The following is a 20441-nucleotide window of genomic DNA, read 5'->3' as shown; positions in this document are numbered from 1 at the left end:
AAGTTAGAGAGAGCTAGAGTTGTTCTACAATAATCTCGTAGCACTGATTTTACAACCATGACGGCTACTTTACCTGTTAGTGTCGAATCAGAAATCTTCTACCCCAGTGCTGATGGTCAACCAGTGGCAGAAACCTACGACCACCTTTATGCCTTACTAACTACTTTGGAAGTACTGAAACAGTATTTGGCAAATCGTCAGGCAACAGTATTGGCAAATCAATTTCTTTATTATGCACAAGGCTTTCCCAAGTTGCGGGTAGCCCCAGATGTGATGGTGATTTTTGATGTTGCACCCGGTGGTAGGGACAACTATAAAATCTGGGAAGAGGGTCAAGTACCCACAGTTATTTTTGAAATGACATCCTTTGGGACAAAGGGACAAGACGAAATCTTCAAAAAGACCCTCTATGAGCAGCTAGGTGTCAAGGAATACTGGCTATTTGACCCTAAAGGCGAGTGGGTAGAACAACAGTTACGTGGCTATCGCCTCCGAGGAGAAATCTACGAACCTATACAAGATGGACGTAGTGAACCCTTACAACTGCGCTTGGTGGTTGAGGGAAGGCTAATTGGGTTTTATCAAGAGGATACGGGGAAAAAATTACTGCTCCCCAATGAACTGGCAGAGGCTTTAGGGCAGGAAGTTTTAGCAAGACAACAAGCAGAAGAACTGGTAGAACAAGAACGTCAACGAGCAGAACAAGAACGTCAACGAGCAGAACAGGAACGCCAACGAGCAGAACAGGCAGAATTGCAGATAGAAAAATTAAAGGTGAGGTTGCGTTCGCTCAATGTAGACCCCGATAATATTCAGTAATTCTATAAGTTGCGTCACTTAACCGTTAGTCCTATAAATCACACTAAGGTACTAAGCAGTAAGTTGGCATGAAATCGAAAAATTGTTACAAAGAAGTAGACAATTTGTTACCTGTGTCTTTGACACATTTATTACCTTGGACAGAATACAATATATAAACGTTCACAGCGTTTCAATCTTGTAAGTCTCAACAATACTGATGTAATTGATGAGACTGTTTTATACAGTCATTCACAAATAAAACTGTTCAAAGGATAAATAAACCGCCAGCTTTGTAAGCACTTAGAGACGCTAAGAGACTAAAAGATACTTCCATAACAGGTTAGAGTTTTATTTCCCACTTCCACTAGAAAGTGCAAGATCAATGTAAAGTCAAGAATTTACCTTTAAATACCGAGGTATTAAATTATGCAAGAAATTGAAAGATTCTTTAGCAACTTCTTCAGTGGCATAATCAACCGCTTTAAGTATTCGGCGATGGACGCTGCCGATCGCAAAATGAGAGAAACTATTGACGATCAGGTTGAACAACGGCGGAAAAAATCCCAACCCAAGGATCGAGAAGACCGCCAGTAGACCTTTAAAACACTAAGATTTTCATCACTACAAAAATAGCGCTGCCCAATTGTTGAGTGGGCAGCGCTATTTTCTCGCCATCACTCTGTCAACCAACTACAACTCTTCAGAATATGCTAACCTAGTATGGTTAACTAATCTCGCACATCTGAGAATTCGGGTGTTTCCCAGTTGGGAAATGCACTTGGATGGAGGTTTAACCCGAATCGGAGTAAGAAAATATATGCCAGTCGTTTCATTGGCTCAAATGATGGAGTCAGGGGTTCACTTTGGGCATCAGACCCGGCGTTGGAACCCAAAAATGTCTCCTTACATTTACACTTCCCGCAATGGTGTACATATTATCGACTTGGTGCAAACCGCCCAGTTGATGGATAGTGCCTATAACTATATGCGATCGCACGCAGAACAAGGGAAGAAGTTCCTTTTCGTCGGCACCAAGCGGCAAGCAGCCGGAATTATTGCCCAAGAAGCTACCCGTTGTGGTTCCCACTACATTAATCAACGCTGGTTGGGCGGAATGTTGACCAACTGGGCAACCATCAAAACACGGGTAGACCGCCTAAAAGATTTAGAACGCCGTGAGGAAAATGGCGCACTAGATTTATTACCGAAAAAAGAAGCATCAATGCTGCGTCGGGAAATGACGAAGCTTCAGAAATACTTGGGCGGTATTAAAACAATGCGGAAAGTTCCCGATATCGTGGTAATTGTAGACCAACGACGGGAATATAATGCAGTTCAAGAATGCCAAAAGCTGAATATTCCCATTGTGTCCATGTTGGATACAAACTGTGACCCAGATGTAGTCGATATCCCCATCCCAGCAAACGACGATGCGATCAGATCAATTAAGCTGATAGTTGGAAAATTAGCGGATGCGATTTATGAAGGTCGTCACGGTCAGCTGGATGCTGAAGAGTATGACGAAGATTACGACGGTGGTGAGTATGACGAAGACTACGAAGAAAGCGAATATACTGACGCTGTAATTCCCGACGAGGAAACAGAGGCATAATTGACACTCCCCGCCATAAATTGGACGGGGATTCTTGGTTCAACGAGACCACTTAAAATAGGTTCCTTGCGTTACCTAGCCCAGAGGTGGGACTCTCCCCAAGCATTAACTTTGGGTATGCCCTACCCTAGTTGCATTGCTGCAAGTCCTGTTTAGTTTGAAACCAATAGGTTCAAAAATCTGAGTCGTCTAGCTCCTATGAACCTTTTACCTACTGCTAGGAGGAAACTAGAAGAATGCAGTAGAACCGCATAGATTCAATTATCAAGGTTCAGTGCTTTGTCTTTCGACAGCTAGGTTTTTTAAGTGGTTAATTACCTTTCCACTATGATTAGTATAGTTTGTTGGTACACTAATTAATTCAAAGCCTTCGTAGAACGACGGGGCTTTAAACCCAATTTTTCGGTAAAGCCGGGGTGAAGGAAATGTCCGAGGGAGGGCAGTTGCTAGCAGAATTGCAGCAATTGCCCTAGTCTGCGGCAAATGGGAGGCGAAGGTAGAAGCGAACAACTCATACCTGATAATTTCATTATTTTTTCTTCCCCAGCCCTGAGTAAGATAGAAATACTCAACACCCGTGAGCGATTACAACTCGAGGTCAAGTTAGGAATTGAGGCAACATGGCGGAAATATCTGCAAAACTCGTCCAAGAGCTACGCCAAAAAACTGGTGCCGGCATGATGGACTGCAAAAAGGCGCTGATAGAAAATGATGGCAACATAGATGAAGCCATCGACTGGCTAAGAAAAAAGAACTTAGTTTCAGCTGGTAAAAAAAGCGATCGCATTGCGGCAGAAGGTCTGGTAGAAACTTACATTCAACCTAGTGGTCGAGTGGGAGTACTCATAGAAGTCAACTGCCAAACCGACTTTGTTGCTCGTAACGAGGCTTTTAAAGCTTTAGTTAAGAACTTAGCAAAGCAAGCAGCGACAGCTGATAGTGTTGAGTCTTTGCTAGCTCAACCCTATATTGAGAATGAAACTGGGACTGTAGAAGAATTCATCAAGCAAACTATTGCCACCCTTGGTGAAAATATCCAAGTGCGTCGCTTTGTTAATTTTGCAATAGCAGAGGGCACACAAGGTGTAGTAGACAGCTACATTCACACTGGCGGTCGAGTTGGTGTATTGGTAGAACTGGGTACTCAGTTTGAGTCAGTGGCTGCTAATTCCGAGTTCCAAACCTTGGCACGGAATGCTGCAATGCAAGTTGCGGCTTGCCCAAATGTCGAGTATGTGAGCGTAGACCAAATTCCTGCCGAAGTTGCCCAAAAAGAAAAAGACATTGAAATGGGCAAGGACGATTTGGCGAACAAGCCAGATAACATCAAAGAAAAAATCGTTCAGGGACGGATTGAAAAACGCCTGAAAGAATTGACTTTGCTCGATCAGCCTTACATTCGCGATCAGAGTATTTCTGTGGAAGACCTCTTGAAGCAAGCAAAGGCTCAATTAGGCGGAGACATCCAAGTGACTCGCTTTGTCCGTTACATACTGGGCGAAGGCATTGACAAGCAAGAAATTAGCTTTGCTGATGAAGTCGCTGCACAAATGGGCGGCAAGTAATATTAGTCATTGGTCATTGTTCATTAGTCATTAGTCTTTACCAACGACTAATGACTAATGACTAATGACTCTTTACAAAACAGGTCAAGCAAATAGCCTGACCTGTATTTTATTTAGTACAGACGCGAAACATCGCATTTAATTTAAAATATAAAATTCTTTGGAAAGTTATCCTCAAATAAATTCGTACATTTGTACTATGTAATAGTTCACATGGGCAATAACGAGAAGATATGGCAAGAGCAATTGAGCGAATTGAGCAGGATATTGCAGCACTGAAAGAAGCGATCCGCGCGATCGCAGTAGAATTACAAAGCGCTTATGCTAGTTATCTAGACACTTTGGGTATAGCTGTACGAAAACAGTTGATTTTGGCGAGTTACCACCTTTGTACACATGGGTATCCCGAAAAGTTTCTGTATCTGTCATTGAATCAGCGCCAGCAATTGCAACAAGGCATCCGCAAGTTAGGTCAAGTGGGAGCGGAGCAATTGCTCGTTTGTATTAAAAATGAGGAAGTTGGGAGAGATGAGGGAGATGAGGGGAATCAGGGGGATGAGGGGGATGAGGTAGAAACATCCTCTTCATCTTCTGGACTTATGGACACCTCTAATTCTCAAACTCTTAGCGCCGACACATCTAATCCTATAGAACTGGCAAAATGGCAACAGAATTTAGAAGAGGTGACGCAAGAGATACTGAAAAAACTTTCCCATGATGCTAATCTTTTGTTACAAAAAGCTGGGGTATTACCCAAAAAATTACCAGAACCGATTTTAGCAGCTGCGGCGGCTGCGGCATCAGAAGCATCTGGGGAGGTAATGCCGGGACCACCCAATTTATTAAACTTAGTAATTGAAATTGAAAATGAGCAGCAGTCAGAAGATTCTAGACTGACGCAAATTATGGCTATTAACCTACGGCTAGGGGAAATTGAATTTGCTGATGTAAAACTCTCGTCTGAGCGCAGGCAAATCCGCAATATCTTAGTTCAGCTAAACAAGCTGGGACGAGAGTATCAAAAGAAACATCGGGAAAGAGCGATCGCTGAAGCTGAAGCAGCATGGCGTGCTAGTTGGTTTGAATGAAGTTATGAGTTATGAATTATGAGTTATGAGTTATTTATTCCTAACTGCTAACTCCTCACTCCTCACTCTGCTGACCAATGACTAATGAAAAACCAGATTGGATACGATTGCAAAAAGCCTTGGCCATAGAAGCCGAACGTGGCTTTACAGACTTGGTGGGTAAACAATACCGCTTCAGTGAATTTCTCAGCCTAACTTTGGGCAAATTCCCAACAGGCTTGCCCCAAACTGAACGCCGCCGTTGGCAAGGACTAGCGGTGCAATTTGCCAGTTACCCACATCTAGCACTTGAAGAAAGACAACATTTAGTAGCAGAAACTCGCAGGTATCTCTCACAACTACAGCAAGAAGAGCAGGGGAGCAGCACTTCGACTGCGCTCAGTGACCAGGGAGCAGAGGAGCAGGGGAGAATTAATCAGTTCAAAATTCAAGTTGCGCTTCCAGCGCACCAAAGGCGCGACCCAAAATCTCCAATTGTTGCTGAGGTGAGTCGGAGGCTGGCACCGAACATTGAGCAAAAACTCAGTGATTTGCCAGAAATAGGTTTTAAAAAAGCTGATAATTTGGCCAGGCTTGGTTTACACACCGTCCGCGACTTGCTTTTTTACTATCCCCGTGACCACATTGATTATGCACGTCAGGTGAATATCCGCGAGTTACAGGCGGGTGATACGGTGACAATAGTGGCGACAGTAAAGCGTTGCAACTGCTTTACCAGTCCTAAAAATCAGAAATTATCAATTTTAGAATTAGTTGTAAAAGATAATAGCGGTGAAATCAAAATTGGTCGGTTTTACGCAGGTACGCGCTTTAGTAGTCGCGCTTGGCAAGAAAGTTTAAAACGCCGTTATGCAGTAGGTAGTATTCTAGCGGCGTGTGGGTTGGTGAAAGAAAGTAAATACGGCTTGACATTGGATAATCCCGAACTAGAAGTTTTGGCAAATCCAGGAGATTCCATTGAGTCACTGAATATTGGGCGAGTGGTGCCAATTTATGGACTGACAGAGGGTGTGGTGGCGAATACAGTGCGACAGGCGGTAATTGCGGCTTTACCTGCTGCGGCTAACCTGAAAGACCCTCTACCAAGTGGTTTGCGGAAGAAGTATGATTTGATGGAATTGAAAGATGCGATCGCTAACATCCATTTTCCCAGCGATAGTGACGCTTTGAAAGTTGCCCGTCGTCGCCTAGTCTTTGACGAGTTTTTCTACCTCCAACTTGGGTTACTGCAACGTCAACAGCAAGCAAGAGCGATTCAAACCAGCGCCATTCTTGTCCCACGAGGTCAACTTGTAGAGAAATTCTACGAAATACTACCTTTTCAACTCACTGGCGCACAACAACGAGTCCTCAACGACATCCTCAACGATTTACAAAAACCTGCACCAATGAATCGTTTGGTGCAAGGTGATGTCGGTTCCGGTAAAACGGTTGTCGCTGTGCTGGCTATCCTCGCAGCAATTCAATCTGGCTATCAAGCGGCGCTGATGGCTCCCACAGAAGTTTTAGCAGAACAACATTATCGTAAGTTGGTTAGTTGGTTTAACCTCTTGCATTTACCAGTGGAATTACTGACAGGTTCCACAAAAGCTGCTAAACGAAGACAAATACATTCTCAGTTAGGAACTGGTGAATTACCTCTGTTAGTGGGAACCCATGCATTGATTCAAGACCCTGTAAACTTCCATCAACTTGGGTTAGTGGTGATAGATGAGCAGCATCGCTTTGGGGTAGAACAACGGGCGCGTTTACAGCAAAAAGGCGAACAACCCCATGTGTTAACGATGACAGCTACCCCGATTCCCCGAACCTTGGCACTGACAATACACGGGGATTTGGATGTCAGCCAAATTGATGAGTTACCACCAGGACGACAAAAGATTCAGACAACAGCATTGTCAGGTCAGCAACGCAACCATGCTTACGACTTGATCCGCCGAGAAATTGCCCAAGGTAGACAAGTGTATGTAGTTTTGCCTTTAGTCGAAGAATCAGAAAAACTGGATCTGCGATCGGCTGTGGAGGAGCATCAAAAGCTACAAGAAAGCATTTTTCCCGACTTTCAAGTGGGGTTACTGCACGGTCGCATGAGTTCAGCCGAGAAGGATGAAGCGATTAGCAAATTTCGTGATAACCAAACGCAAATTTTGGTTTCTACTACTGTTATTGAGGTAGGCGTAGATGTACCTAATGCCACAGTTATGCTCATTGAAAACGCGGAGCGATTTGGCTTATCACAACTGCACCAACTGCGAGGGCGTGTTGGTCGTGGCGCGGCTCAGTCCTACTGTTTGTTGATGAGCAGTTCCAGAAGTCCTGATGCTCAACAACGGTTGAAGGTATTGGAACACTCGCAAGATGGTTTTTTCATCTCTGAGATGGATATGCGTTTTCGTGGGCCAGGGCAAGTACTGGGAACTCGTCAATCGGGAGTGCCAGATTTTACCTTAGCGAGTTTGGTTGAGGATGAGGAAGTTTTACTTTTAGCGCGGCAAGCGGCGGAGAAAATAATAGAGATGGATGTTACTTTAGAGCGCTGGTATTTGATGAAAGAAGAGTTGAAGTATCGGTATGAGCGGTTAATGGGTGGGGCGATTTTGACATAATATATCTAAGTAACTTTGTATTTAAGCGAAGTAAAAATACCTTAATGGCAATACCTTTTACAGATCGGGAAATGGAAAAAGCATGGTCTCAAAATCTGTGTGCTTATAAAAATTCTCAGGAAACATCTCGAACTAACGCCCATCGATTGCTCTTATTTTATGCCGTTGAATGTGGTCTTAAGGCAATCTTAATGAAGAGGAAAGGGCATAAGCGTAGTGATTCGTGTAAAGATATTTCTGAATGTCAACATAATATAAATAAGTTATTAGACTGTTTAGGCGCAGGAGGGTCTTTAAATCTACCTGAAATATTTATTAGTGAAGTATTCGATACTAGGAATAATAAGGAAGAGAGAAAATTAAATAGTGGACAGATTAACCAAATGTGGCGGTATGGAGGAAAAGTAATTTCTATAGTTACTCAAAAACAAAAAGCAAGCGATGAAGATATAGAGAATAAGCTATTAGCAATATCAAAATGGATTGTGGGAGAAATTGAAAGACTATGAATGCACCAAAATCGCCAAAACTACTCACATGGCTTGATGTAAAGAGAACTATTGGACATAAAACTAATTATGGTACTAAATTACCAGAAGGGGTAGTAAAAATTCGCTGTTACTCAGATGCTTTAGAAATATATCTTCTTAGTGAAGAAAACAGAAAAAATGCTGACAATGCTTTAAAGGAATGGTTCAAGGATTGGTATCAGGAAGAATCGTCTGTTATTTATTTTACACTTAGCAATGCTACATTGCCAGTAGAATTTTTTTCTGGAGAAGAAGTTTACCAAAGTGATGTGGATGTGCGTCCATTCTGGGAGGAAATTGCTTATTTAGATAGTGAATCAGAGGTAGAAGCGGTAAGAGTAAAACAAGTTAAACTTCCAGAACCATATATTGGAAAACCTAGTGTAGTAGCCTTCTATTCCTTTAAAGGTGGTGTTGGTAGAACACTGAATTTATCAGCGCATCTTTTTGCCTTACTAGATAGAGCTAAAGAAATAGATAGGTCTACAACTGTATTAGTTATTGATGCTGATTTAGAAGCTCCTGGGCTTACTTATTGGAACGCTTTTGAAAAACAACAACCAGCAGTTTCTTTCATTGATTTTCTCGAAGTTTACCACTATTCTCCTATTGAAAGAGAACAAGCGCTTTCATTATTTGCACGGGAAGTTGAAAAATCTGCTAAGTACGAAGGGAAATCAACAGTTTATTTTCTACCTGCTTGTATTGAAGATGAAGAACTACTAGATACACCTATTCTGCCTGAACACTTGGTAAGAAGTCCAGATGGAGCTTGGGAATATGGTAATGCTATTCATAGTTTAGGTAAGGCTGTTGGTGCTGACTATGTATTAATTGATTTGAGAGCAGGTTTAAGTGAAATATCAAGTCCTATCATTTTTGATTCAAGAATTCAACGTTTTATTGTCACCACAATCAACGATCAATCTGTAAGAGGTACAAGCTTAGTTCTGGAACAAATTGCTAGAGTAGCACCGTCAGAGGCAAGTGTAGATGATGAAAGATATTACGATCCATCTTTGATCGTTAGTATGCTAACGGAAGAGTTGAGATTATCACCTGCATTTGAATATGAATTGGAGCGATTGGAATCGGTTTATTTGCAGTCAGAAAAAGATAGTGTAGATTCTACAAGATTGCAGATAAAAGAAACTTTTTTTGCTGAGGAATTACTTTATATAAATAAGTGGGATGAGGCACGATCAAAACTAAGTTCAACTTCACTTATGAGAATTGCCAGAGAGTGGGCAGAAGGACAGTTGGTAACTACTATGAGTGGGGACTCAAGGTTAAAACCTACTGAAGAAAAAGATATACTTGCAGAAGCTCGGGAACTTAGGGATGTATGCCAGCGTTACGAATATGCTGAAGAAGGGCAAGGGGAAGATTTATTAGTCACAGAACCCCTGAGAAATTTAGCAACTAATTTTCGAGAGGAATTGCCTCGTGTAGTATCCATTGGTGCCAAGGGAGCAGGCAAAACTTTTAATTACATTCAATTATCACGCTTTAAATATTGGGAAAGTTTTTTAAATCGTATACATAGGAAAGATCCAGAATTAGAACCAGAAATATATATTTTTCCTCTCCTTCAATCAGGAAAACTGGGTGATAATGCTAGGCGTGTTATTAATGAAGCTAGAAGTGAGGTTAGAGCAACCTTATCTCATAGTGTTCATGAATTTATACATTCTGAGTATGTAGATAGGATTAAAAGGGTACTTGCAGAAGAAAACTGGAGTGAGCCGCAATGGACGGAATTTTGGATTAAAGAAATTGCTAGAACTGTAGGTATTGACTCCAACACAGAAACTGCTAAGAGTCTTAGCAGCATAAATCGTGAGTTAAAACATAAAGCATTACGTATAGTCTTTCTTTTTGATGGTTTAGAAGATATTTTTCAGAATATTGCCTCTAGTAATCAAGAGAAGATAGCCTTAAAAGCTTTGATTGAAGACTTGCCAAATAAACTTTCGGAAATCAGGGAATCTAATTTGGGAGTGATAATTTTCCTGCGCCGTGATTTTCTGCGCTACACAATTACGCAAAACTTGAGGCAGTTTGAGAACCTTTACCGTTCTTATGATTTATCTTGGGATCAAGATTCTTTTGTACGGTTAGTTTTTTGGATATGCAGTGAGTCTGAAGTAATAGGTGCAGAAAAATCTAGTATTGACAATTTAAGTCGAGAGGATATTACAGAACAACTACAAAATTTATGGGGTAAAAGACTGGGATCAGATAATGCTAAAGAAGCTTACACAGCTTTCTGGATATTTGCAGCTTTAACAGATTTTAATGGAAGGCTTCAAGCAAGAGATATTGTCCGCTTCTTGTACCACGCAGCAGAAATTACAGTAAATAGAGCTAAAGAAGTGCAATTTGAAAAGTGGTCTAATAGCCGCCTTTTACCTCCTGAAGCAATCCGCCGTGCCCTTAAACCGTGTAGTGAACAGAAAGTGGAAGAAGCCAAGGAAGAATATCCATCTTTCAAAATTTGGGTTGAGGAAATACTACCTAAATATCCCACTTCTGAACGAAAAATTCCTTTTGCAGTGGAACAGTTTGAGATGGATCAGCTAACAGTCAGAATGCTAGAGGAAATGGGGGTTATTTACGAAGATAAGGAAAAGGATAACGAAAGACGATTTTATATGCCAGAAATCTTCCGCGAAGGTCTAGGCTTTTCAGGTAAAGGGGCAAGACCTCGGATAGTAGTGTTGAAGCGTAAGGTATTAGGAAAAGGGATTTTTTAATTTTATTTGTGTGTTATACCTAACTCTGCACTCCTCACTTTTCAATCACAATGTTTGCTGCATTTGAGCATAGGCTTCATAAACACCCTTCACGTTGTACCAGTTAAGAAAAATCCGGGCAATTTCTAAAGCTAATTGCGGTTTACCTAAGTTAATTAGCCATTGCAATAACGGAGCCATTGTCCGTTCATTTAGTGCGCCGTTAAGTGACAAAATTCCCCAAAGTAAGCGATGCAGCCAAGTCATTTGAATCATCATTCGCACTTCCCATATAGGATGCTTTTGATAAAACAAAACTCCCATACGTCCGCGTTGAATTTCTTGGTCAATTAATCGAGGAATTTGCTCTAAGTTAAATGCTGGATGCCAGTGATATCCTACGGCTTCGGGACATTTAATTAGTGTCAAACCTAGTTTTTTCAGGCGCACACCTAGTTCTAAATCTTCCCAGCCATAGAGTTGAAAACTGGTATCAAAAAGTCCGGCTTTCTCTAGCCAATGTTTAGGAATTGCTACATTCCCCGTAGCAAAAAAAGCGGCTGAAAAATCTGTGACTTTGTAGGGTTCAGCCGTTGGGTTGTCGAAATTACAAGTATTAATAACTGCACCGTAAGTGAAAAAGCGATCGCTCCCTAATTTCTCTTGTCCCTGCAATAATGCATTAGCATGAGCTTGCAAGAAATTATCCAGCACTACTAAATCACTATCGATAAAGATAATTGTATCTCCCTGCGCCTGTTTTACCCCCAAATTCCGAGCCGCAGCAGGGCCTGCATGATCTTGCTGAAACCATCGCACATGGAGAAACTCGTCTTTGTGTACTGCTAACCACTCCAATGTGCCATCAGTAGAACCATCATCCACTAAGACAATCTCGTAATCAGTAACCGAACTTGGCTGACTTAACTTCTGCACCTCCAAGGCGCGGAGGCATTTTTCTAAAATCGGTTGGCGATTATAAGTCGGTATCACAACGCTGAAAAACACAGTCTCACCCACAACACTATTTACCCATCTCCAGGATAGGACAGATGGGACGCCGACACTGTTCCTTACTTGATTCTGGTTGAGAAAATAGCAAGGGATAATAATTTTGAGTTAATTAATATATAATCTAAGCTTAATTATTGTCAACTCAGAAGTTTTATCGATAAAAACTAATTAACTCAGCTTTTATTTAAAAATAATAGGTTTTTACACCAGCCCTGTCAATTAAGTGTAATAACCAAATACTTAGGGACTGACAAGAAATAAATTATCCAAATAAACGTAGACGCGATAGCGGCTTGCCGCAGGCTAGCACAGAGACAATAGAGTTGCCAGTGCGCTCTTGCGGTTAAGAGACTTGTACCCCTCCGGGGATCTTGCTACGCGTACCGTCTCCCCCCGGGAGAAGCAACTGGCGCAACACAGAGAAAGGAGAAATAGAGAGGGTTTTTGGGTCAGTTTTGGGACATTTTTTTATTTGTCAGTCCCTTAGCCAAAATTCCCGACTTTTATAATAAGTCGGGAATATTTTTGTTCACAAGATGTAGCTAAACAGCCCAGCAATATCTAAAGAAGATAGCCTATTTACTCACCGGGTAATTGGGAGTTTTTCAGAACCTGCCAAAAATCTCTTTGCTTCAAATCAACCTATACTCTAACTGCAATTTATGCAATTAAGAGTGGCTTTCTAGGGGATTAGCAATATATTTGAATGCTGGCTCAGAATTCCAAGGGCCACGCTCATCTTTACCATCACCGTTTGTAGATAAGTTGTAGTAGAGAGCAACAGTTTCATCTGGCTTAATATTACCAAAGAATGGATCTGTCAACTTATCCAGCGAATCTAGAGCTTTCATAAACATCTGGGTATGAGAAATTTCTCGTGTTAACAGATGGACTAAAGTTTCTTGGGTTCCTTTGTCAGTTGCTAACTTAATCAATGCTTCGTAAGTCTGACGAGCGCCAGCTTCAGCTGCAATGTTAGCTCTTAGATCACGCACTACATCTCCCCCCTCATTCAAGTAACTTGCAGTCCAAGCACTACCCTGGCTATCTAGAAAATGAGGCCCCATCCCTCGGACTGCAAATAGGGTACTTTTATAAGCTTCTGTTTGATCCACATTTTTGGTATGAGCTTCAATGAGCTTACCAACCATTTCTAAATGGCTGAATTCCTCGATCGCAATATCTTGGAGCATATCTTTAATTCCAGCATTTTCGACATGGAATGATTGAACCCAATATTGCAAAGCTGCACTAAGTTCGCCAGTAGCTCCGCCAAACTGCTCTAGAAGCAACTGAGCAAAACGAGGATTTGCTTCACTAACGTTAACTGCATGAATAGGCTCTTTCTTGTGGAAAAACATAGATTTACACTTCCAAAAATTATGATGTTAGAGAATGGATTGAGTTGTCTCCTACTATTTTTTCCAGATAGAGCTAATTTGATGTTTGATAGCTTCTCAAACTGGTAAACTAAAGGAGTAATAAAATTGAGTGGGTTGATAACTGTTGATCCGCAATTAAGCATTGCTGCTTCTTCTGATTAATCCCCATAGATAAATAGCAACAATTGCGCCAAGCACAGCCACTAAAATACCAGGAATAGTTAAACCAGCGCCAGCCGCAGTAATTTGCAGAGTTCCTGTTCGTAGCAAGGTAAACAGAGTTCCACCGACAAAAGCACCAATGATACCCAAAATCATTGTGGAGAGAATTCCACCGCCTTGATAACCAGGATAAATAGCTTTAGCGAATGCACCTGCCAAAAGTCCTAAAACTACCCAAGCAATAATACTCATAACTGCCTCATCAATCTCACTTGTATCTAAGTTATCAACTCAGATTCAAAATTCTTTCTACCAGATGGGATAAATGCTAAATCCAAAAGTTAGACAAATTGGATAAGAATTTATATTTCTACTATGAAAACTTTAGATGTAATAGAACATCTATGTATAGATATACGACTCATATTTGATTTTTTAAATATACCTAGTGGCGTGACAAGGCTAAAATGTTGCAAAAAAAATTGTCAGTTGGGTGGAGGCTTTGCCAAAGCCAACATATATCACGATGTTGGGTTGCGCTCCGCTCCACCCAACCTACGTCTAATGCACAATTTTTTTGCTCGCCACGCCACTAGCTAACGCACCATCCTTTATGTTTTGGTGCCGTACTCTTGTCGATAACACACCCTATATATACTTAGATTTTTTCAGAAATCAAATCGGATTTCTATATGTATAGGACTAATATTTGATTTCTGAAAAAGCTCGGTACAACTCGAAAAGCCTAATTCCTTATTCCCTACTCCCCACCTACGTAGATAATTTCAAAAATCAAATACAATTCCTATATATATGTTATGTATGTTTTTTATATCCATCTGAAGATTTAAAACGTTATCTAACTTTTTGGAGATGCGTCAAAATATTGGTTAATAAAAATATCAGATTAATTTAGATCCCAGACTTCTTTAAGAAGTCGGGGATCTGGGCAGCAACATTTGGAGGAGTGAAATCAAATGGCGCGGGAAAATTTTGTCTCTCGCGTTCTTGTATGAGTATCAAATATAACGGCAATATTTCTTACTAGTAATCTACCGATGTCTGTAATCTGGATTTGATTTTTTGATAAACTGACTAGACCATCGGCTTCTAGGGGTTTTAACGCCTCTAATTCCTCGGAGAAATATTCATCAAAACTGATATGATATTTATTTTCAATGTCTTGTTTATGCAACTGAAAGTGAGACATAATGCCCATAATCACATCGCGTCTAATGATGTCATTCTGAGTAAGCTTTATACCTTTACTAACAGGTAAAGCACCCGATGCAAGTGTCTGGTAATAATCCTTTAATTCTTTGTGGTTTTGGGCATAAGCATCTTCTAGCATACTGATAGATGTGGCACCGAAGCCAAATAATTCTGTCTCGGCGTGGGTAGTGTAGCCCTGGAAATTGCGTTTTAGAGTGCCATTACGTTGAGCGATCGCTAGTTCGTCATTAGTTTTAGCAAAATGATCCATCCCAATAAATAGATATTGGTTATTCGTTAATTCTTCAATGGTCATTTTCAGAATCTCTAACTTTTCCTCTGCTGGGGGTAGCGCCTCTTCAGGAATATTCTTTTGTGTAGGTTTGAGCCAAGGTACATAGGCAAAGTTAAAGACTACAATTCGATCGGGGTCTAATTCAATAGTCTTTTTTAGTGTATCTTGAAATGTCTCGCGGGTTTGATAGGGTAAACCATAAATTAGGTCTACATTCACACTTTCAAACTTAGCTTCTTTGACCCAACTCATGACATCAAAGAGCATTTCTTCTGGCTGGACACGATTTACAGCTACTTGAACTTGGCGATTAAAATCCTGAATGCCAAAACTAATGCGGTTAAACCCAATCTGTCTCAGAAAGAAAATGTAGTTTTTATCGATATAGCGGGGATTAATTTCAATTGAGATTTCTGCTTGTGGATCGATGTTGAAATAGCGATTAATGTTTTTCCATAAAAATTCTACTTGGTGAGGCTCCAAGTAATTAGGAGTACCACCTCCCCAATGGATTTGCAGCACTTTTCTATCTGGATCGATTAAGGCTGCGGTGTTTTTGATGTCTTGAACCAAAGACTCCACATAAGGTTTAGCTATATTCTTGTTGTTGGAAATTACCGTGTTACAACCACAGAAGTAGCAAGCACTTTGGCAGAAGGGAATGTGGAAATATAAACTAATAGGGGTTTTGCGTTGATTTGATGCTGCGATCGCGGCCTTAAAATCAGTTTCGGTGAATGTTTCTCTTAACTCTGTAGCGGGCGGGTAACTGGTATATCTGGGTGCGCGAGTGTCGTACTTTTGAATCAAATCCAGATCAAACTTGACACCAGGTAATAGAAAAACCATTGAGTTGCTTTCCAATGAATGAGGGGGGAGGGGGGAGTGGGGAGTGGGGAGTAGGGGGGGATGAGGGAGATGAGGGAGATGAGGGAGCAAATGACAAATGACCAATGACCAATGACAAATGACCAATGACAAATGACTAAGCTATTTCAGTGCTACCTGAATTCTGAGAATGAGTGAGGCTATTAAACAGAACTTGACCAAGTGCTTTAATTAAACTTCCCTCTAACTCCTGAGCCATTTGTAAATTGAACCCAAAGGCATTATTAGCTTCTGCAACAATCCGTTCTGCTGTTATATCATCAATGGGTAAGGCATTTAATGCCTGACGATACTTATCCTTAAATGCCTTTTTATCAGGAATTTGCTCAAAGTTATAAAAGGATGTGCCTTCATAGCCAGAAAGCTTCAAGGCTGACTGAGCAACTTTTTGTAGCATTTGACCCCCTGAGAGATCGCCCATGTAGCGAGTGTAGGCATGACCTAACAATAAGGCTGGTTCAGTAGCAGAAATTTCCCGAATGCGGTCAATGTAGCTCTGGGCAGCAGGTGAGGGTGTAAGTTGCTCTCTCCAATTATCCCCATAATAGAACACCATGTCTTTTTCGAGTGAGGATTGGCGATTAAGTTCGGTAAAGTAAACTGCACTAATCACAGGATGATCTCTGTGGCTCTCTAATGTCGCTTCTAGTTCGCTGTAGACGTAATACAAGTTGCTTAAGAACTTGGCGAAGCAGTCTCTATCCACAACCCCTTGCAGAAAACATTTCATAAATCCCACATTTTCCGCCGACGTGTGGGCTTGTTGAGTTCCAGAGCGCAGTTTGATGGCTAGATTGCTACTCATTGTTGCTTCCTTAATGTTCAAGCGCAAGGTTTCTGGGCAGTCACCGACTCACTATGCCTGCCAAGACCAGTTAAAAAATTGTTATTCTAGGTTTAGAGAGGATCTGCATTGCTCTATCGAGCAAGTACTACTGTCGATGCAAATCCCAGCTATTTTTATTTCTCCTAAGATTATTTAACTATTAAGTTATATATAACTATGAAGATATTAATATTTATTTATGTTTTCCTGATGCTGATGTTCACGCACATTAGAGGTTGTTTGAAAAGTGGTTGGCTGTAATTTTAGGCACTTACTGATCCCCCCTAACCCCCCTTAAAAAGGGGGGAACCGGAATCAAAGTCCCCCTTTTCAAGGGGGATTTAAGGGGATCTAGAACGTTTTGCTACCAAGAAGAGGACTTTTCAAACAACCTCTTAGACATCTGGTGAAAAAGAATGTAGAGACGTAGCAGTGCTACGTCTCTACAAGGGTTCTGCGTAACGGATATTTAATTTCTGGAGATGTCTATTATATACAAGCTTATTTCTCGCAATTTATTTTTAATAACTTAACCGATGTCCTCAATAGTATTCCGTGCTATTGAAGGAAAAATTTAACTTAATCTTATCCTTTTTTTGATTTGTTCTTAGTTGTGCCAAGACTTTTAATACAATATATTTTACTAAATTAGTATTAAATCTTCTATAAAAATCTGATTTTTTGGAAAAGCCTGAGTGCTGGTAGCTTTGGGTGATGTAAATTAGAGCTTCAGTATACTTAACAAGATTCATACCGGATTCTTAAGAGTTCTATGTGATATCGTCAAAGTAGGTTTAAGGATTCAGCCTGACTGTTTGGTATCGTCATCACGAAATCAGGATAAACTCTATGTATCGATTCCATATCAGTGCATACACGCAAACGGGTGAATCTATCGGTCTTGTCGGTTCGACTCCAGAGTTGGGATTGTGGGACATTACCAAATGTGTCCACCTGCGTACAAGTGCCGATCGCTATCCCTTATGGTGGACAGATATAGATATTCAAGAGTCAGGCGATCGCCAAAGATTTGAGTATAAATACGTGCGTCTCGATGCAAACGGTAACGCCAAATGGGAAAGCTTACTAGATACCAATCGCTGGATTCCCATTGAGGCTAACAATCATTCCAGCACGATTATTGTGGATGATGGCGCATTCGGTTATTTACAACCTTACCCCTTTGGATACATTGAGGAGCCTGCTGTCAAGATGCCCCTGGATGAAGGGAGGGAGAGGCTCAAAATTATGGTCATTGGTAGTTCCGTCGCATTAGGTCATAAAGCCTGGTTTTTGAAAGGTTGGGTCTGGCTGTTGGGGCAAGCTTTGCAGCAAAAATATGGGCATAAACTGGTGAATGTGTCGGAAGTGGGGGCGAATGTCACCAGAACCATCGCCCGATTTCCTTTAGTTGTCACTCCAGAACAACCAGATGTGGTAATCATTGCCCTATCCCTGGGCAACGAAGGGCTAGCCTACTGTCCCCCTCACGAACGGCGAGCAGTACAACGACGGTTTGAAAGTGGCTTGCAGCAGCTTGTGAAAATGACGCGAGACATGGGAGCTATTGCCATTTTGGGCGGAGTCTATCCCAATAGCGACTATTCCCAAGAACATTACTCGCTGATCCGAAACACACACAACCGGATGCTAACTTGGGGCGTGACTATATTAGATTGGTTGGCAGCTGTAGATGATGGTCAAGGACGATGGAAAGCGGGGATATCCTTCGATCCGGCTCACCCGAACACCCTCGGTCATAGCCTGATGTATCAACAGATTGACCACAATCTCTTCGACATCAACAAAGAGGCATTAGCAAAAGAAAAACAACGCTGCCGACAACCGAATGAATTCCCCATCTACTTTGACAATGCCGGCTTTCGGATCTCTGTCGGGATGGAAGAGAAGCGTTTACGAATCATTAATCCATCACAATACAGCTACACCATCGCTCCCGATTGGCAGGAACTACAAACTGTACTGCAAAGTCAGGCTGGATTGATACCGGGTATCTATATTGCCAAGGATACCCAGCCAGGAACGCTCCCCTTTTTTGCGGTGCAAGAGGATGGCGCGATCGCAACGACAGTAAAAATCCCCCCTGGTGCCGACCTAGAATATAACACCGCCTTCAATCTCTTTTCGCCGAAAAACTCACAAGTTTTGTTCTATGACGGGGATCTGGGGATTTTACAAGGGGGTGAACGCCAACTCTGGGCGATCAACGAATCAGACAACGAGTACAACATCCAACCAATGTGGACGGAGGTTTGCAACGCACTTAAAGCTATGCCATCGGGTGTCTATGAAGATATGTTTCATCCCAATGCCCCCTTTCACACCATGATGATTGGTAACAATGGGCTAGAAAGTCGGGTGAAAGCACCACCTAAATCTGCGCTGTTTTTCCAATACAAATGCAAATTATCGGATATCAGCCGCGTGGCCATTCTTCCCCTTGGCGATCGCTGTGCCATCCGCATGATGCTATATAAAATGGAGTATGATGGACCCGCCTTTCCCTTTGATCTAACCCGTACCACCAATATTGCAGATGTTGCCGATGCCATCGAACACGGTTTTGATGATATGTGGAACCCTGCTTTTCTACACTACAGTCCCGATGAAGGTAGAATTTACCACAGTCAGTGGTCAGGCTTATCTTTTGCCCATGAAGTCGAAGAGACAGACGACCCCACGAGCGATATGTCTCCCGTCTATGAACGGATGCGCGTTCGGTACACGGCACGCTCCCAAAGGTTTTGGTACGCACTGCGACACTGTGACAAAGTGCTTTTCGTCCGTACAGGAATTAGCGATCGCAATGGTGTGATTGATCTGCTCAACAAGCTGCAAAAACAATGCCAGGGGAAACCATTTAATCTCTTGCTTCTTTCTCCCCAAAGCGATGATGAGTTTTTAGACCTTCCCAACGTGCTGCACTACGATGTCGAGTTTAATCCCGATCGGATGTATGACGATTTGGGACACTGGCTGTACTGTACAGAGGTGATGCGAGGAATTTTGGAATCCCTTGGGGTGTCCAGCAAAAACCTCTTCTGGTGTCCACCGAAAATACCGAAGGAGTGAGAGGCGATCGCCTTCTTGCTAACGAGAACATCCCACTTTGATGAGTTTCCCTTGCAAACGATAAGTCAGTGTCCCACAAACAAAACCTGCTGACTTAGGCTCTACATAAGTCCGCGTTGGCGGATTTTGTTTATCTAGCCGCGATTTCCAATCACCAGACATTTTTTGTAGAGTGGGATGCTTACTTAAAAACTCTGAGTCTGCAACAATATCGTGAGGACCCTTAACACTTATCTTAGAAGTATTCATGTAGATATTATAATCATAAGTAACGTTTTGGTTTCTAGTATTAATATTAATATCCTTACCAGGAAAAGCATAGAGAATGTTATTTAGAATTTTTACATCAGATGACATCCGAGCAAATATTTGCCCTCCTTGAATTTCTGGACTTTGATTATTTAAAACGGCTGTGTTATTTACAATATCAACATGATCGCTTATAAATGCATGAATACCCGATCCACCATTATTAAATGTCAGATTGTTTTTAACTAAAGTCCGTCCTTTATATGCACCCAATTTTGGGTTGTTCTCATTTCTTGAACTATCGATAATAATCCCATTCCCGTCTGTGATCTTTCCAACTGCAATCCAAGGGATGTACATCCGATTGTTGTAGGTCTTGTTGT

Annotated in this window: 15 protein-coding genes; 9 read left to right on the top strand and 6 right to left on the bottom strand. The window is 41.6% G+C overall.

Features of this window, described 5'->3' with window-relative positions; translation table 11 throughout:
• Positions 1-57 precede the first annotated feature (57 nt).
• The 8 genes from V7K97_RS08415 (at position 58) to V7K97_RS08380 (ending at position 10958) form a co-directional block, all read left to right on the top strand.
• The gene (locus V7K97_RS08415; RefSeq protein ID WP_334800411.1) at positions 58-819 is read left to right on the top strand and encodes a Uma2 family endonuclease; all 762 of its coding nucleotides are present in this window, start codon (positions 58-60) and stop codon (positions 817-819) included.
• A 408-nt stretch (positions 820-1227) separates the two neighbouring features.
• Positions 1228-1395 (top strand): hypothetical protein, encoded by a 168-nt coding sequence (locus tag V7K97_RS08410; protein ID WP_334800410.1) that lies wholly within the window; start codon positions 1228-1230, stop codon positions 1393-1395.
• Positions 1396-1618: 223 nt separating this feature from the next.
• A complete protein-coding gene (rpsB, locus tag V7K97_RS08405; RefSeq protein ID WP_334800409.1) occupies positions 1619-2413 on the top strand; it encodes a 30S ribosomal protein S2 in 795 nt (264 codons plus the stop codon).
• 620 nt (positions 2414-3033) lie between these two features.
• Entirely contained in the window at positions 3034-3978 is a 945-nt protein-coding gene (tsf, locus tag V7K97_RS08400; RefSeq protein WP_334800408.1) for a translation elongation factor Ts, read from the top strand.
• Positions 3979-4211: 233 nt separating this feature from the next.
• Positions 4212-5066 carry a hypothetical protein gene (locus V7K97_RS08395; RefSeq protein WP_334800407.1) on the top strand — a complete coding sequence of 285 codons (855 nt, stop codon included), beginning with the start codon at positions 4212-4214 and terminating at the stop codon, positions 5064-5066.
• 77 nt (positions 5067-5143) lie between these two features.
• A complete protein-coding gene (gene recG / locus V7K97_RS08390; RefSeq protein WP_334800406.1) occupies positions 5144-7672 on the top strand; it encodes an ATP-dependent DNA helicase RecG in 2529 nt (842 codons plus the stop codon).
• Positions 7673-7716: 44 nt separating this feature from the next.
• The gene (locus tag V7K97_RS08385) at positions 7717-8181 is read left to right on the top strand and encodes a hypothetical protein (RefSeq protein WP_334800405.1); all 465 of its coding nucleotides are present in this window, start codon (positions 7717-7719) and stop codon (positions 8179-8181) included.
• Complete coding sequence (locus tag V7K97_RS08380; protein WP_334800404.1) at positions 8178-10958, top strand: ParA family protein; 2781 nt, start codon at positions 8178-8180, stop codon at positions 10956-10958. Before V7K97_RS08385 ends, V7K97_RS08380 begins: the two co-directional genes overlap by 4 nt.
• Before the next feature lie 45 nt (positions 10959-11003).
• Here V7K97_RS08380 and V7K97_RS08375 read toward each other — a convergent pair whose 3' ends face one another.
• From V7K97_RS08375 to V7K97_RS08355, 5 genes are all read right to left on the bottom strand, one after another.
• A complete protein-coding gene (locus V7K97_RS08375) occupies positions 11004-11945 on the bottom strand; it encodes a glycosyltransferase family 2 protein (RefSeq protein ID WP_334800437.1) in 942 nt (313 codons plus the stop codon).
• 674 nt (positions 11946-12619) lie between these two features.
• The gene (locus tag V7K97_RS08370; protein ID WP_334800403.1) at positions 12620-13312 is read right to left on the bottom strand and encodes a manganese catalase family protein; all 693 of its coding nucleotides are present in this window, start codon (positions 13310-13312) and stop codon (positions 12620-12622) included.
• A gap of 156 nt (positions 13313-13468) precedes the next feature.
• Positions 13469-13747: a GlsB/YeaQ/YmgE family stress response membrane protein gene (locus tag V7K97_RS08365; protein ID WP_334800402.1), complete on the bottom strand. Its 279-nt coding sequence runs from the start codon at positions 13745-13747 to the stop codon at positions 13469-13471.
• Positions 13748-14468: 721 nt separating this feature from the next.
• Complete coding sequence (hemN, locus tag V7K97_RS08360) at positions 14469-15851, bottom strand: oxygen-independent coproporphyrinogen III oxidase (protein ID WP_334800401.1); 1383 nt, start codon at positions 15849-15851, stop codon at positions 14469-14471.
• 136 nt (positions 15852-15987) lie between these two features.
• On the bottom strand, positions 15988-16695 hold the full coding sequence (locus tag V7K97_RS08355; protein WP_334800400.1) for a biliverdin-producing heme oxygenase: 708 nt from the start codon (positions 16693-16695) through the stop codon (positions 15988-15990).
• Between the two features lie 870 nt (positions 16696-17565).
• Between V7K97_RS08355 and V7K97_RS08350 the strand changes: the two genes are divergently transcribed.
• Entirely contained in the window at positions 17566-19809 is a 2244-nt protein-coding gene (locus V7K97_RS08350) for a DUF1796 family putative cysteine peptidase (protein WP_334800399.1), read from the top strand.
• Between the two features lie 18 nt (positions 19810-19827).
• Here V7K97_RS08350 and V7K97_RS08345 read toward each other — a convergent pair.
• On the bottom strand, positions 19828-20441 hold a 614-nt coding region (locus tag V7K97_RS08345; protein ID WP_334800398.1), incomplete at its 5' end, for a right-handed parallel beta-helix repeat-containing protein.

It is taken from the genome of Nostoc sp. (assembly GCF_036917815.1).
GTDB lineage: Bacteria > Cyanobacteriota > Cyanobacteriia > Cyanobacteriales > Nostocaceae > Nostoc.
This window is presented reverse-complemented; position numbering and strand designations above follow the sequence as displayed.